This window comes from Streptomyces sp. NPDC001450 (assembly GCF_053597295.1).
The window spans coordinates 95640-108975 of record NZ_JBSFHY010000020.1 but is presented as its reverse complement, the minus strand read 5'-3'; the positions used below and the strand labels follow the sequence as shown (position 1 = coordinate 108975).

Here is a 13336-nt window from a genome sequence, read left to right as displayed (position 1 = left end):
GCCCCCTACTCCTGCGCCGCGTGCCGGCCGCCCCCGCGCCGTCCCCTGCCCCGGGTGCGCAGGGTCGCCGGGAACACCAGGCCGCCGAGCAGGCCGAGTGCGAGGACGTACGGCCACCAGCCGAAGCGGTCGGCCGCGGTGTTCGCGGTCCGGGGGCTCACGGCACCCGGGCCGGTGGCGGCCTCGGCGTGGGCGCCGTGGGCGGGGCTGCGGCCGGCCACGGTCAGGACGATGTCGTTGCCGTCGCCACCGTTGTAGCCGATCCGGTAGTCGGTGTCGGCGAGCTTCAGCCGGGCGCCGTCCGGCAGGCCGTCGAAGGCGCCCGTGGTCCGGGTGCGGCCGCCGTGCTCGACGACGGTGATCTCGGGCGCCGGATGAGCGCCGACGGCGGACAGGCCGAAGGACCCGGCGAGCCGCAGCCTGCCCGCCACCTTCAACGGCCGTGCCCGCAGCACCAGTTCGCCCTTCGCGTGCTGGGTGTAGTCCCCGGTCACCGTCGGACCGCCCGCCACCAGGCCGTCGTTCGTCACTGCGCCCCGCACCGTTCCCATGCCGGTGAGCGAGGTGGCCACCCGCAGGCCGGAGGTGCCCGCGTCGAGCCGTGCGCCCGCCGACATGAGCCTGATCGCCCTGCTGCGCAGCAGAGTCGCCCCGGAGCGCAGGGCCAGCGTGCCCTTCGAGACGGTCGTCGTCCCGGTGTACGTCACCGCGTCGCCCGTGAGCGTGGTCGTCGCGGTGCCCGACTGGACCAGCGCGCCGCTTCCGCCGACGTGGGCCAGCCGCACCGGAGTCGAGTCGTTGCGCAGGTACAGCGTCCCGTCGTTCACGATCCGCCGGCGTGCCGTTCCCGTCAGCAGGGAGCCGTCGCCGCCCCGTGCGCCCGATCCCAGCCGCAGCACCGCGCCCTTCCCGACGGTCGTCGAGCCGTCGTAGTACTGCGCGGCCGCGAAGGTCACGTCGTTGCCGCGCGTCCCCGCGATCACCACGTCCCCGGCACCGGGCGCGGCCAGCGTGTCGTGGTACCTGCCGCCGCCGATGGGGGCGCCCAGCGTCACCGGACCGTTGTAGTCGAGGGTCAGCCGGGACCGTCGGCCACTGGCGGCGTGCAGATTGATGTACACGGTGTCCCGCGTGCCCGGCATGAAGATCCGGTGCGTGGTCCCGTCGCCCCACCGCACATCGGCACCCTCGATGTTCGTACCCCGCTTGTTCGACCGGTGCGGCACGGGACGCCAGTTCAGGGACGGGGTGCTCAGCGAGGGGTTGGTGTCGCCGCCCCGGTCGCTGTAGCTGTACTGCCCGGTGAGTACCACCTTGCCGCCCGGCCGGGTGTGGACGTTGATGTCGCTGCCGTACTCCCGCTGGTAGAAGTCCTGCCGCAGGGTGATCGTCCGGTACAGCGGGGTGTCGATGATCCACGAGCCCTGGTTGAGGATCGCGCGGGCATGGGGCAGTGCCACCGGGTACTCGGGGCGGCCCACGGCCATCCCGGTGCCGTTGTCGATGACCCCGGAGAAGGGGTGGGTGCCGGCGAGGTCGAGGGTGCCCCACATGTTGCGGGGCTGGGTGACCAGGCCCGAGCCGCTGATGGTGCCGATGTTGAAGGTGCGGGTCAGGGAGAGACGGAGGGTGCCGTCGACCCGGATGTTGAGCTGGTTCAGCCGGTAGCCGGGGGTGTGGTACGGGAAGTGGCCGATCAGGCCGGTGCCGCCGCCGGTGCCGTACTGCAGGGTGGCGCCGCGTTCGACCGTGATCGCGGGCGGGTCGGGGCGGGTGACGGTGGTGTACGGGTGGTTGCCGCCCTGGGTGCGCACGATCTGCCGTTGCCGGGACTTGGGCAGCGTGAAGTCGCTGTCCCTGGTGAGGATCAGCGTGCCGGTGCCGCGCACGGTGAGCGTGCCCTGGCCGCGGAAGACGCCGTCGTACGTGGTCGTCCCGGACGGGACGGTGACCACCGCGTCCGAGGCGAGCGTCACGTCCCGCCCGGCGAGGACGTCGGCGGTGACGTCCCGGGTGCCGGCCGCGGCGGATGGGGAGGGGGCGCCGATCGTGAAGGCGACGGCCGCGAGGGCGCCTGCGGCCGCTGCTGTCCTGTGGGTGTGGGTGCGCACGTCTGGGAGACGCGCGAAGCGGTGGGCCGATAACAGAAATTCACGCACCGCCGGAAATCGCTTGTCCCCCTGTCTCGTCGGACCCGTTGACCTCCTGGTTGCCCACCCTTACCTTTTCGGCGTTCGGTATGACAGATGGCGTTCGCGATATCGAACCCCTTGAACCCCTCCTCGCTTTCCCCACCGAGAGGCAGCCCGCATGAGCCGCGACCCCCACCCTGCCCAACCCCCCACCCGCCGCCTGCTGTTGAAGGGTGCCGCGGCCGCGGGTGCCCTGGCGGCCTCCACTGTGACCTCCACGATCCCCGCACTCGCGTCCCCGTCCACGTCCCACGAGGCGGCCCCCTTCGTGAACCCCCTCGTCCTCCAGCGCGCCGACCCCCACATCACCCGCCACACCGACGGCCGGTACTACTTCACCGCGACCGTCCCCGAGTACGACCGCATCGTCCTGCGCCGCTCCCGCACCCTGAACGGGCTGGCCACCGCCACCGAGTCGGTCATCTGGCGGGCGCACGCCACCGGTCCGATGGGCGCGCACATCTGGGCGCCGGAGCTGCACCGGATCGGCGGCAAGTGGTACATCTACTTCGCCTCCGCGCCCGCCGAGGACGTGTGGGCGATCCGCATCTGGGTGCTGGAGAACGCCAACCCCGATCCCTTCCGGGGGACTTGGGTGGAGCGGGGGCAGATCAGGACCGCCTGGGAGACCTTCTCCCTGGACGCCACCACCTTCAAGCACCGTGGCACCCGCTACCTCGTCTGGGCCCAGCACGAGCCCGGCATGGACAACAACACCGCGCTCTGGATGTCGAGGATGGCCAACCCCTGGACCCTGACCGGGCCCCAAGTGCGGCTCTCCACACCAGAGTTCGACTGGGAGTGCGTCGGCTACAAGGTCAACGAGGGTCCGTACGTCCTCCAGCGCCACGGCCGCGTCTTCCTCACCTACTCGGCCAGCGCCACCGACCACCACTACTGCATGGGCCTGCTCACCGCCGGCTCCGGCAGCGACCTCATGAACGCGGCGAGCTGGTCCAAGTCGCCGACCCCGGTCTTCACCAGCAACGACATCACGAAGCAGTACGGGCCCGGCCACAACTGCTTCACCGTCGCCGAGGACGGGCACAGCGACGTCCTCGTCTACCACGCCCGTCAGTACGAGGAGATCACCGGCGACCCGCTGCACGACCCCAACCGCCACACCCGGATCCAGCGGCTCGGCTGGAAGCCGGACGGCACCCCGGACTTCGGCATCCCCGTCGCCGACACCGTGAAGGAGAGTGCGTGAGATGAGACGCGCGTACGCGATCCTGCTCGCCCTGTGCTGTGCGCTCGCCGCGGCCCTGGCGACCGCCGGACCCGCCCAGGCGGCACCGCAGACGATCACCAACGGCACCCAGTTCACCGACACTTCGGGCAACGCCCTGCACGCCCACGGCGGCGGGGTCATCAAGGTCGGCTCCGCCTACTACTGGTTCGGCGAGGACCGCAACTCCGACAACACCTTCCGCTACGTGGACGCCTACCGCTCCACCGACCTGAAGAGCTGGGAGTTCCGCGGCCACGTCCTGTCCCAGTCCTCCGCCGCGGAGCTGGCCACCGCCTACATCGAGCGCCCCAAGGTCATCTACAACGCGTCCACCGGCAAGTTCGTCATGTGGATGCACAAGGAGAACGGCGTCGACTACAGCGAGGCCCGCGCCGCCGTCGCCGTCTCCGACACGGTCGACGGCACCTACACCTACCAGGGCAGCTTCCGCCCGCTCGGCCAGTACATGTCCCGCGACCTGACCACCTACGTCGACAGCGACGGCACCGCCTACATGGTCTCGGCCGCCAACAACAACTACGACCTGAACATCTACAGGCTGACCGCCGACTACACCGGCATCGACAGCCTGCTCGCCAACCCCTGGCCCGGCGGCCACCGCGAGGCACCGGCGCTGTTCAAGCGGAACGGCGTGTACTTCATGCTGACGTCGGGCGCCACCGGCTGGAACCCCAACCAGCAGCAGTACGCCACCGCCACCTCCCTCGCCGGCCCCTGGACCGCGTGGACGAACATCGGCGACTCCACCGCCTACGGCTCCCAGACCGCGTACGTCCTTCCCGTGCAGGGCGGTTCGGGCACCTCGTACCTGTACATGGGCGACCGCTGGGGCAACTCCTTCGGCGGCACGGTCAACGACTCCCGGTACGTGTGGCTGCCGCTCACCTTCCCGGCCTCCACCTCGATGTCCCTGTCCTGGTCCCCGGAGATCACGGTCGACACCACCACCGGTACGGTCACCGGCGCGAGCGCCACGTACAACACCCTTGTCGCACGGCACAGTTCCAAGTGCGCCGACGTACCGAACCAGTCCCTCTGGCAGGGCGTCGCGATCAGCCAGTACACCTGCAACGGCGGCGCCAACCAGAAGTGGTGGTTCAAGGACCTGGGCAACGGCTACTACGAGCTGATGGGCCGGGGCAGCTCCCTGTGCCTGCAGGAGAACGCCTCCAGCGTCACCCAGGAGAACTGCACCGGTGCCACCACCCAGCAGTGGTCACCGGTGACCTCCGGCTCCTACGTGAACATCAAGGCCCGCGCGAGCGGCGAGTGCCTGGACGTGTCCGGCGCGTCCACCGCCAACTCCGCCGCGATCATCACGTACACCTGCAACGGCGGTACGAACCAGCAGTGGACGCGAGGCACCTGACGAAGGTCAGACCAGCAGATCGATCGCGTCGATCGCCGTGCCCGCGCTGAGATAGCTCGTCGTCCCCGAACCGCTCACCACGTCGATCTTCAGCACGTTGTACTGGCTGGTGTCCGTGAGCCAGGCGCTCGCCGGGACGCTGTAGGTGAACGTGTGGTTGTTGCCCCGGTAGGAGCCCACGGTCAGGGACCGGGTGCTGGGCTGGGCGGGCGGGGAGGGGATCGCCGAGGTCCAGGTGTCGTTGACGGTGATCTGCGGCCGGCCGTTGGCGTAGGCCGTCGTCACGCCGATCCGCAGGGTGTGCGCGGCGGCGGCCTGGGCCGCGGTCAGCTTGAAGTAGACCAGCAGGCCGCTGTTGACGTCCTTCCAGAGGTAGCAGGGGAAGGCGGACGTCTCGTTGCCGCTGCCGATCACCACGTTGCCGGTCCAGGCGGCGGCCCGTACGTCCGACGGGTGCGCGTACGTCATCAGGTCCGCGTTCTTGAAGCCGCTCGGGCTGCCGTTCCAGTCGCCGACGCGCCAGATCGCGGTCGCGTTGGAGGGGTCGTTGGACGACGGGACGGTGATCGTGTTGAGGGTGGTCGTCGCGCCGGCGGTGACCGTCACCGAGGTGGTGCAGACGGCGAGTTCGCCCTTGTAGACGGTGAGGGTGTACGTTCCGGGCAGCACGCCCGCGACGGAGAAGTAGCCGTCCGAGGAGCGCGTCGAACCCCAGTACTGCGCCGCCGAGTTGGCCAGCCCGACCGTGTACGCGTACGCCGTGTTCCGGCCGGAGATCCCGACGCCCGCCACCCGGCCCCGGCCGCTCGCGCCGACGTACCCGAAGATGCCGAGCGAGTCCGCCCACGAGGTGGTGAGGTTCGCGTGGCACAGCGACGAGGAGGGGGCGCCGCCGTCCGTGAACGCGATGACGTACGGGCCCTGGAGGCCGAAGCGCTGGTCCTCCGTCTGGTTCTCGCCGTAGTGGAGGATCTCGTACAGGCCGCCGCCGTCCGAGCTCTGGTGGCGCAGCAGCGAGCGGTAGAACGGGCCGCCGGAGGCCTTCTCGTGGTTGCTGCGGACGATCCACAGGCCGACGCTGCCGGTCGTCCAGCCGATGTAGTCGTAGTCGATGACCCGGAGCTTCGAGTAGTGCTTGGACCGTGTCTGCCCGTCGGACTTCGCGAACACGTCCGAGGCCTCGATGGTGCTGGTCGTGTACGCGTAGGAGTCCGGCTCGTCGTTCAGGAACAGGCCCGCCTTGACGCGCACGATGTAGCGGGTGGCGGAGACGGAGGTGTCCGCCTTGTTGGTCCACAGGTAGACGTTGTTCTCGCCGCCGCGGGCCGCGTAGTAATGCTTGAGGGTGCCGTAGGCGACGGAGATCAGGATCGTCGAGCCGGACTGAGTGATCGTCACCGTCGACGTGCCGAGGCCGGATTCGATGTGCGAGTTCTTGCCGCCGTAGCCCTGGTACTCGGTGCCCTTGTAGACCAGTGAGGTCAGGTCGCCGTTGGTCTTGCTGACCTTGAAGACGAGGTTCGCGCCGGTGTCGACGACGTAGTTCGAGCCGTCGTCGCTCCAGCCGAAGCCGGCGGCGGACGCGGTGCCGGCGAGTGGACCGGCGAGGGCCGCGGACCCGGCGGCGGCCGCGGCGCCGAGCACGAAGGTACGGCGTCCGACCGAACTGCTCTCCGTTGCGGACATGGGGGTGCCTCCTTCGGAAGCGGGGTGGGGGTGCGGGTGTTGGCAGAGTGGCAGTTGAATCGATTTCGCGAAAGGGCTTTCGCGTGCGGAAGGTTGGTAGTCTTGTGAAGTCTGTCCAGGAACTAGAAAGCGCTTGCCAAAGGCGATACGGTTCAGCCGCCACCTTGTCGGCGTGACGGAGGAGCCCGGAGTGAGACGTTTCAGCGTCGCCCTGCTGGCGGCGGTCACCCTGAGCGGCGCGCTGTCGGCCGCACCCGCGCAGGCGCACGACCGGCAGCCGCCCCTCGGCATCGACCACTGCACCGCGACCGCCTGTCACTTCGACGTCCCGCCCGGCACGTACGACGTCCGGGTGACCCTCGGCGGCGAGGCGGCGTCGAGCACGAGCATCAGCGGCGAGACGCGCCGCTCCCTGGTCCCGGAGACCGCCGTCGCGGCCGGCACGGGGGTCACGCGCAGCTTCACCGTGAACGTCCGCACCCCCGAGGGCGAACCCACCGGCCCCGGCGGCACCCCCGGCCTCGACCTCACCCTCGGCGGCACCGCCCCCGCCCTCGCCGGCATCCGGGTCACCCCGGCCCGGCACGCCCGGCAGATCATCCTGATCGGCGACTCCACGGTCTGCGACCAGCCCGGCGACCCGTACTCCGGCTGGGGCCAGCAGCTCCCGCAGTACCTGCGCAAGGGCGTCTCCGTCGCCAACTACGCGGACTCCGGGGAGAGTACGGTCACCTATCTGCGGAACCCGCAGTTGTGGGCCACCGTCCAGCCGCTGATCCGCCCCGGCGACCTCGTCCTCGTGCAGCTCGCCCACAACGACAAGACCACCGTCCTGTCTCCATTATTGGTACACGTTGAGTCACCAGGTCGTGATCAAGGAACACGCAGGCCAGAGGGTATTCGCACCTATATTTCAATGTGTGACCCCGTTTAGTAAGGGTGCGTCATGTGAGCGCATAAGCAAGGCGGATGAGGGCGACGAAGACGGTGTCATCCGTCAAGGCGAGGACAGCGCAGAGTCGGCCGAACGGCGCGGAATCCCCCTCCAGGGGCGCCGCTTCCGGGACAACGACAAGTCGGCCACCCATGGCAAGCACCGCCCCCAGTACGAGCTCCTCATGGCTGCCGCACAGCGCGGCGAAGTCGACGTCATCATCGTCTACATGCTCGGCCGGCTCTGGCGGAACCGGCGCGAACGGGCCGAGGGAATCGAGATCCTCCGCAAGCACGAGGTGTCCGTACTGTGGCGCCAAGGGCCCCGAGTTGGACCTCACGACGGCCGCTGGCCGCCTCCTCGGCGAGGTCGACACGTTCGAAGTCGAGCAGATGTCGGAGCGGGAGCAGCAGGAGATGCGCCAGCGCGTCGAGCGCGGCCTGCCGCCGACCCAGCCGCGCTGCTTCGGTTACACCACAGAGGCGACCCTCACTACGGCGGCCACAACTACTGCTACTGGTGTGCGTCCGCCTCCCGGCCGCAGGAGCGGCCCAAGGGCTTCCACCAGGTCCGGAAGTCCGGCAGAGGCTCTCGCTGCCAGCGGTCCCAGCGCTCTCGTGCCAGCGGCGCGTCCCGCTCCTCGGCGATCAGCGGGAGCAGCCGCGGAGCCAGAGTGGCGATGAAGGCGTCGTCGTGGGCGCTGATGGACCAGGCCGAGGCGATACCCATGCGAGGACCGTACGATGCGCGACTGACATCGCCCCGTCGCCTGACCTTAGGGCACGCTGTTGCGGTGAGTGATCCTCAACCAGCATGGTGTGACTGAGCACGATGGTTGTCACCGGCACCTCGGCGTGACCTGGCGTTCTCCGCGTACGTGTGCATGGTTGTTGTCACCAGATGAGCGTGCTAACTGTCACCAGCCCGCCGTTTGCGCGCTGGTTGTCACCAGCGTTGATCATGCGCAGCGGCTCCGATCTGCGGCGACTCGCGTTGCGGATTCGGCGACATGGCCCGGGCCGGGCCGTGGTGACAGTTGTCGCGGTCACGGTGACAACCATCGTGCTCAGTCACACGAGCGCCGAGTCGAAATCTCATGTGACCGGGCTGTCAGTGCCCGGTGGCAGGATCGACCCTGTGATCCATTCACGGACAGGGGGAAGTCGTGACCAGTACGTACGAGTGGCCGCGCGATGCGAGCAGCGAGGACTCCGCAACCCTGGAGCAGTGGCTCGGCGAGCACGGGTGGGAGGTCGATCCCACGGTGTTCATGGCCGGCGCGCGGGGTCCGGCCGTTCAGATCCGCCGGATCGGCGCGGCGTGGCAGGACGGGGAGCCGGGGCTGCTGATCCTGCCCGGCGAGGTGGTGGAATACGACGGCGATCGGATGCGCATCGCCACCCGGCCACCCGCGGCAGCCTTGCCCGCCCCGTAGGCCCAGCGCCCCAGATGCTTCCGGCCCCCTTCGACGTTGGTGTCGAGGGGGGCCGGTGCGTGTTAGTAGCGGGGACAGGATTTGAACCTGCGACCTCTGGGTTATGAGCCCAGCGAGCTACCGAGCTGCTCCACCCCGCGTCGGTACGCCCAGCTTACGGCATACGCGCGACCTGACGGCCACCGCCCCAGGTGGGGCCGGGAAGCGGGGCGCGCGAGGCGCCGGCCGGGGCCTCGCGCCCCTCGACCTTCGGCTGCCGGGCGCCGAGGCCGCGGCAGCCGGGTTCGTCTCACCGCTTCCACTCAGCCCCTCGCTGCGCCAAGAACCCACGAGGCGCGCAGCATGCCGAGGCAGCAGCCGACGACGGCCGTCCCAGCCACCACCGTGGGGTCGTCGAGGAGCCAACCGAACGCTCCGGAGACTAGACCGAAGGCACCGCCGCCAATCATGTTGGAGGCGATGGTCACGAGTACTCGGACGAGAGTCTGCATGCGAGCATTGCGGGTGCCGATAGATCATCCACCCAGGTGGAGGCCTTGATCGATTGGCCCCTCAGGCCGCGCTCGCCAACAACTCCGATGTCTTCACGTGGACAGACGCGGACGGCATCATGATCTGTCGTGCTGCTGCGCCTGGCCTACCTCGCTGCGACCAACACCCTGTCGCTCCTGCGCCTGCTGCCAATGAGCGACCGGGACAAAGACATCGAGATCCTTGCCCTGCGGCACCAACTGCTCGTACTGCAACGCCAGGTCGGCAAGCCAACGTTCACAGACACCGACCGCGCTGTCCTCGCCGGCCTGCTCCATCACCACTCGAGAGAGAAGCTGCGCCAGCTCCTGCTGCTGGTACGCCCGGACACAATCATGCGGTGGCACCGCAACCTGCTCAAGCGACGACACGCAGCCACCTGCGTGCCGAAGCGGCGCGGACGCCCACCCACGGTCCGCTCCATCCGCGCCCTGGTCCTGCGCCTGGCTCACGAGAATTCCTCGTGGGGCTATCGCCGGATCCACGGCGAGCTCGCGGTGCTGGGCATCAAGGTCGCCGCCTCCACCGTCTGGGAGATCCTCCGCGAGCACGGCATCCCACCCGCGCCCGAACGGCAGAGCACGACCTGGGCCCACTTCCTGCGCAGCCAGGCCGGCGCGCTGCTCGCCTGCGACTTCTTCGAGACCCGCACCCTGACCGGGGCGCGTCTGTACGTCTTCGCCGTCATCGAGCAACTCCACCCGGCGCATCCGGATCCTCGGCGCCACCGCGCACCCCACCGCGGACTGGGTCGTGCAACTCGGACGCAATCTCCTCATGGACCTGGAGGACGCGGGCAGCCAGGCCCGATTCCTGATCCGCGACCGCGACGCGAAGTTCACGCAGGCTTTCGACGCCCTGCTGGCCGACGCCGGACTGAGAGTCGTCACCACCGGCATACAAATACCCCGAATGAACTCCATCGTGGAGCGCTGGATACAGACCTGCCGCAGCGAGCTCCTGAACCGCACCTTGATCTGGAACCAGAGCCACCTCCTTCATGTGCTCCGCGAGTTCGAGACCTTCTACAACTGCCATCGGCCGCACCGAGCGCTGAACCAAGCCGCACCACTCCGATCGCTACCCGAACCGATCAGCGTGCCAGCACAGAGCAGGTACCTGGAGGTCCGCCGACGAGACCGACTCAGCGGAATCCTTCATGAGTACCGACGTGCCGCGTGACCAGGCCAGATGATTTATCGGCACCCGCAACGTTCTTCCCGGACACAGCCATCCTGCGGATCTTCGCGTCTCCGCCGGATCCGGATGTCGCAGCTGGTCCGCTGGGCGTGGGTTTCCTGGTTGACGACCGCCACGCGATCACCTGCGCGCATGTCGTTGTCGCGGCGCTCGGCCTGGCGCAGGGGAGTGTGCCACGAGAGAGTGTGCGCCTGCACGTGGACCTGCCTCTGCTGTCCGAGCCGGGCCGCCCGGCGGCGACGGCCACGGCAAATGTCGTGCTGTGGGGCCCCTCGCGGGCCGCGGGTAGCTTGGATGTTGCGGTCCCGGGCTCGGCGCTACACACCTGTCGATCCTCGCGGCGTGACAGTTACTGGCGATCACACCCAGCGAAGAGCTCGGACAGGCCCCGGTGAAGGTGATGACTACTCCCAAGGCACGCTCTGGCCAGGACCCCCGCTGTGTCTATCACCTGGTGCGGGTCGCGGGAACCAAGCACGTACCCCCATGTCACTTCTCGGGCGCGGGCGCCCCGGGGTGCCCTTCTGACGAGAAATCGGCTTGAACAAGTCGTGTCCGGTACGCACCAATCTTTGACCCTATGTAGGGATTATTGAATTCTACGCGCGTAAAGTTAATTCAGCGCCAAACCAAGATCATCGACGAGATCAAGTGGGGTAGTGTTAGCTCTGTCGAGCACGGCGGAGATTTCGCTGTCCAGCTTCCGGTTGGGTGTTGTTCTAACCCCGCCCTTACCAAACGATGGGTGAGAGGTATTTCACATGCGCAGACGCGCGCTCAATGCCGCGAGTTAGGCGATCCGCGCCAGCACGTGAAACTCCGGTCCTTCTATTCTCCTCACCATTCCATGACCCTTGATCCTTCGCCATGCCCGCGGCTCTTTCCTGTCTGCGGGGCAGGTGATCAGGCTTGATGTGGTGAGTCGGGTGCACGTACGCCTTCGCTTATTGCTCTTGTCGCCAGTTTCCGGTGCGGGTTGACTTGCCCGGCAGTCGGATCATGAAAAGAACTCAGAAATCAGTGAACAATCAAGAAATGCGGCGCCTCGGCGCATATTTCGACGATGTCATATCGCAGTTTCCGGTGGAGTATCCGACAGCCAGCCTTTTGGTGACACACTTGCTTCCGGAGCGCCCGGCCTTTGTTCAGGCGGTGGCCCGGATGTCGGATCTGCGGGCCGTACTTCCGAAACCGAAATCGATATCCCCGGACGCCTTGGCGGCCGTACAGCGCGCGACACCGTGCGATCCGCTGTCTCGGGAGGTCTTCGGCGATCCGGAGGCGGCTCTGGCCTATCTGGAGACGCGGGCGGCGGGGATGCCGGTCGTCCTCCTCGATATCGGCGGATACTTCGCTCCTACGCTCTCCGAGATCTGCAAGCGGTTTTCGGGACAGATCCTCGGGGTCGTCGAGGACACCGAGAACGGCCATCAGCGCTACGCCGAACTCGACAAGCTTCCCTGCCCGGTCATCTCCGTGGCGCGTTCCCCGCTCAAGGATCCCGAGGACTTCCTCGTGGGGCAGTCGGTGGTGTTCTCCACCGAGGCTCTCCTGCGGGCCCGGGGCGGCATCCTGGTGGGCCGCAAGACCGCGGTCATCGGCTTCGGGAAGCTGGGCTCCAGTATCGCCCGCCTGATGCACGCCAAGGGTGTCCAGGTCACCGTCTACGACACCGATCCGGTGCGCAGCACACAGGCTCTGTCACAGGGCTTCGCGGTGGCCGCGTCACTGGAGGCCGCCCTGGAGTCCGCCGACGTGACGATCTGCGCGACCGGTGCCAAGGCCCTCGGCCACGAGGACTTCGCGCTGCTGAAGGACGGCTCCTTCGTCGCCACCGTCACCAGCGCCGAGGACGAACTCGACCTCGCCCGGTTGCCGCAGACGCACACCCTGACTCCCGTGGGCGAGCACATCACCCACTGCGCGTCGGACGACCGGCACTTCTACCTGTGCAACGAGGGCAACGCCGTGAACTTCCTGCACGGCGCCTCCGTCGGACCCTTCATCTTCCTCGTCCAGGCCGAGATCCTGGCTGGCCTGAGCGCGCTGTCCCGCGGGGACCTCGCACCCGGCCTGCACGAGGTGGCGGCGGGGGACCGTGCCGCCATCGCCGCGACCTGGCTCACCCACTTCAACAACCGGATGTCATGAGCGTCGACAAGCATCAGATACGGGCCCTGCTGGACGCCCACCTCGACCGGCACCCTGAGGACCGACTCCCTCTCGCCGGCCTGCGTGAGGTGCTCGACACGCCTGACGCGGTCCCCACGTCGCGCAAGGAGTGCCGCGGCCATGTCACCGCCGGAGCGGTCCTGGCGAACGAGCAGGGCCTCGTCTTGTACATCCACCACCGGGCCCTGGACCGGTGGCTGCTCCCCGGCGGCCACATCGAGGAGAGCGACTCCTTCATCGCCGACGCCGCCCTGAGGGAGCTGTGCGAGGAGACCGGGGTCTCCGCCGCGTCCGTGGCGCTCGTGGATCAGGTGCCCGTGGACATCGACGCGCACACCATCCCGGAGAACCCGAAGAAGGCCGAACCCGAGCACACCCACTTCGACTTCCGCTTCGTCTTCCGCACGCGTGACACCGGACTGGCGCTGCAGACCGAGGAAGTGACCGACGCCCGGTGGTGCCCGGTCCAGGACATCCACGACGAGCGGCTGCGGTCCCGCGTCCAGGCCTGTCTCGACCGCGCGGGCGTGCGCACCCTCCGATGAACCGGGCGCAGCGATCCATC

The 13336-nt window shown here is 68.4% G+C and carries 8 protein-coding genes, 1 tRNA gene and 3 pseudogenes; 8 read left to right on the top strand and 4 right to left on the bottom strand.

Annotated elements, in window-relative coordinates; genetic code table 11:
- Window positions 1-5: 5 nt before the first annotated feature.
- Entirely contained in the window at window positions 6-2111 is a 2106-nt protein-coding gene (locus tag ACWC5O_RS23010) for an autotransporter (protein ID WP_450587781.1), read from the bottom strand.
- 199 nt (window positions 2112-2310) lie between these two features.
- On the opposite strand from ACWC5O_RS23010, the gene ACWC5O_RS23005 reads away from it, so the two are divergent.
- The gene (locus tag ACWC5O_RS23005) at window positions 2311-3402 is read left to right on the top strand and encodes a glycoside hydrolase family 43 protein (RefSeq protein ID WP_450587783.1); all 1092 of its coding nucleotides are present in this window, start codon (window positions 2311-2313) and stop codon (window positions 3400-3402) included.
- Between the two features lies 1 nt (window position 3403).
- Window positions 3404-4813, top strand: coding sequence for an RICIN domain-containing protein (locus tag ACWC5O_RS23000; RefSeq protein WP_450587784.1), 1410 nt, complete (start codon window positions 3404-3406; stop codon window positions 4811-4813).
- A 6-nt stretch (window positions 4814-4819) separates the two neighbouring features.
- Here ACWC5O_RS23000 and ACWC5O_RS22995 read toward each other — a convergent pair whose 3' ends face one another.
- Window positions 4820-6499: a rhamnogalacturonan lyase B N-terminal domain-containing protein gene (locus ACWC5O_RS22995; protein WP_450587786.1), complete on the bottom strand. Its 1680-nt coding sequence runs from the start codon at window positions 6497-6499 to the stop codon at window positions 4820-4822.
- Between the two features lie 190 nt (window positions 6500-6689).
- Between ACWC5O_RS22995 and ACWC5O_RS22990 the strand changes: the two are divergent.
- Both ACWC5O_RS22990 and ACWC5O_RS22985 read left to right on the top strand, forming a co-directional pair.
- A pseudogene (locus ACWC5O_RS22990) lies at window positions 6690-7328 on the top strand (carbohydrate esterase); the annotation flags it as partial.
- A 40-nt stretch (window positions 7329-7368) separates the two neighbouring features.
- Window positions 7369-7680: pseudogene (locus tag ACWC5O_RS22985) on the top strand (recombinase family protein); the annotation flags it as partial.
- 266 nt (window positions 7681-7946) lie between these two features.
- Here the strand turns inward: ACWC5O_RS22985 and ACWC5O_RS22980 are convergent.
- Window positions 7947-8162, bottom strand: a complete 216-nt coding sequence (locus ACWC5O_RS22980) for a hypothetical protein (protein WP_450587971.1) — start codon at window positions 8160-8162, stop codon at window positions 7947-7949.
- A gap of 436 nt (window positions 8163-8598) precedes the next feature.
- On the opposite strand from ACWC5O_RS22980, the gene ACWC5O_RS22975 reads away from it, so the two are divergent.
- Window positions 8599-8868 (top strand): hypothetical protein, encoded by a 270-nt coding sequence (locus ACWC5O_RS22975; RefSeq protein WP_450587788.1) that lies wholly within the window; start codon window positions 8599-8601, stop codon window positions 8866-8868.
- A 66-nt stretch (window positions 8869-8934) separates the two neighbouring features.
- Here the strand turns inward: ACWC5O_RS22975 and ACWC5O_RS22970 are convergent.
- Window positions 8935-9008 (bottom strand) — tRNA-Met (locus ACWC5O_RS22970).
- A 480-nt stretch (window positions 9009-9488) separates the two neighbouring features.
- Between ACWC5O_RS22970 and ACWC5O_RS22965 the strand changes: the two are divergent.
- From ACWC5O_RS22965 to ACWC5O_RS22955, 3 genes and pseudogenes are all read left to right on the top strand, one after another.
- Window positions 9489-10581 (top strand): annotated as a pseudogene (locus tag ACWC5O_RS22965) (integrase core domain-containing protein).
- A 1038-nt stretch (window positions 10582-11619) separates the two neighbouring features.
- Window positions 11620-12750 carry an adenosylhomocysteinase gene (locus tag ACWC5O_RS22960; protein WP_450587790.1) on the top strand — a complete coding sequence of 377 codons (1131 nt, stop codon included), beginning with the start codon at window positions 11620-11622 and terminating at the stop codon, window positions 12748-12750.
- The gene (locus ACWC5O_RS22955; RefSeq protein ID WP_450587791.1) at window positions 12747-13316 is read left to right on the top strand and encodes an NUDIX hydrolase; all 570 of its coding nucleotides are present in this window, start codon (window positions 12747-12749) and stop codon (window positions 13314-13316) included. The genes ACWC5O_RS22960 and ACWC5O_RS22955 overlap by 4 nt, the downstream gene beginning before the upstream one ends.
- Window positions 13317-13336: the final 20 nt, after the last annotated feature.

Excerpts from the sequence above, each read along its gene's own strand:
- ACWC5O_RS23005 (WP_450587783.1), top strand. The coding sequence starts at position 2,311 with ATGAGCCGCGACCCCCACCCTGCCCAACCCCCCACCCGCCGCCTGCTG.
- ACWC5O_RS23000 (WP_450587784.1), top strand. The coding sequence starts at position 3,404 with ATGAGACGCGCGTACGCGATCCTGCTCGCCCTGTGCTGTGCGCTCGCC.
- ACWC5O_RS22995 (WP_450587786.1), bottom strand. The coding sequence starts at position 6,499 with ATGTCCGCAACGGAGAGCAGTTCGGTCGGACGCCGTACCTTCGTGCTC.
- ACWC5O_RS22980 (WP_450587971.1), bottom strand. The coding sequence starts at position 8,162 with ATGGGTATCGCCTCGGCCTGGTCCATCAGCGCCCACGACGACGCCTTC.
- ACWC5O_RS22955 (WP_450587791.1), top strand. The coding sequence starts at position 12,747 with ATGAGCGTCGACAAGCATCAGATACGGGCCCTGCTGGACGCCCACCTC.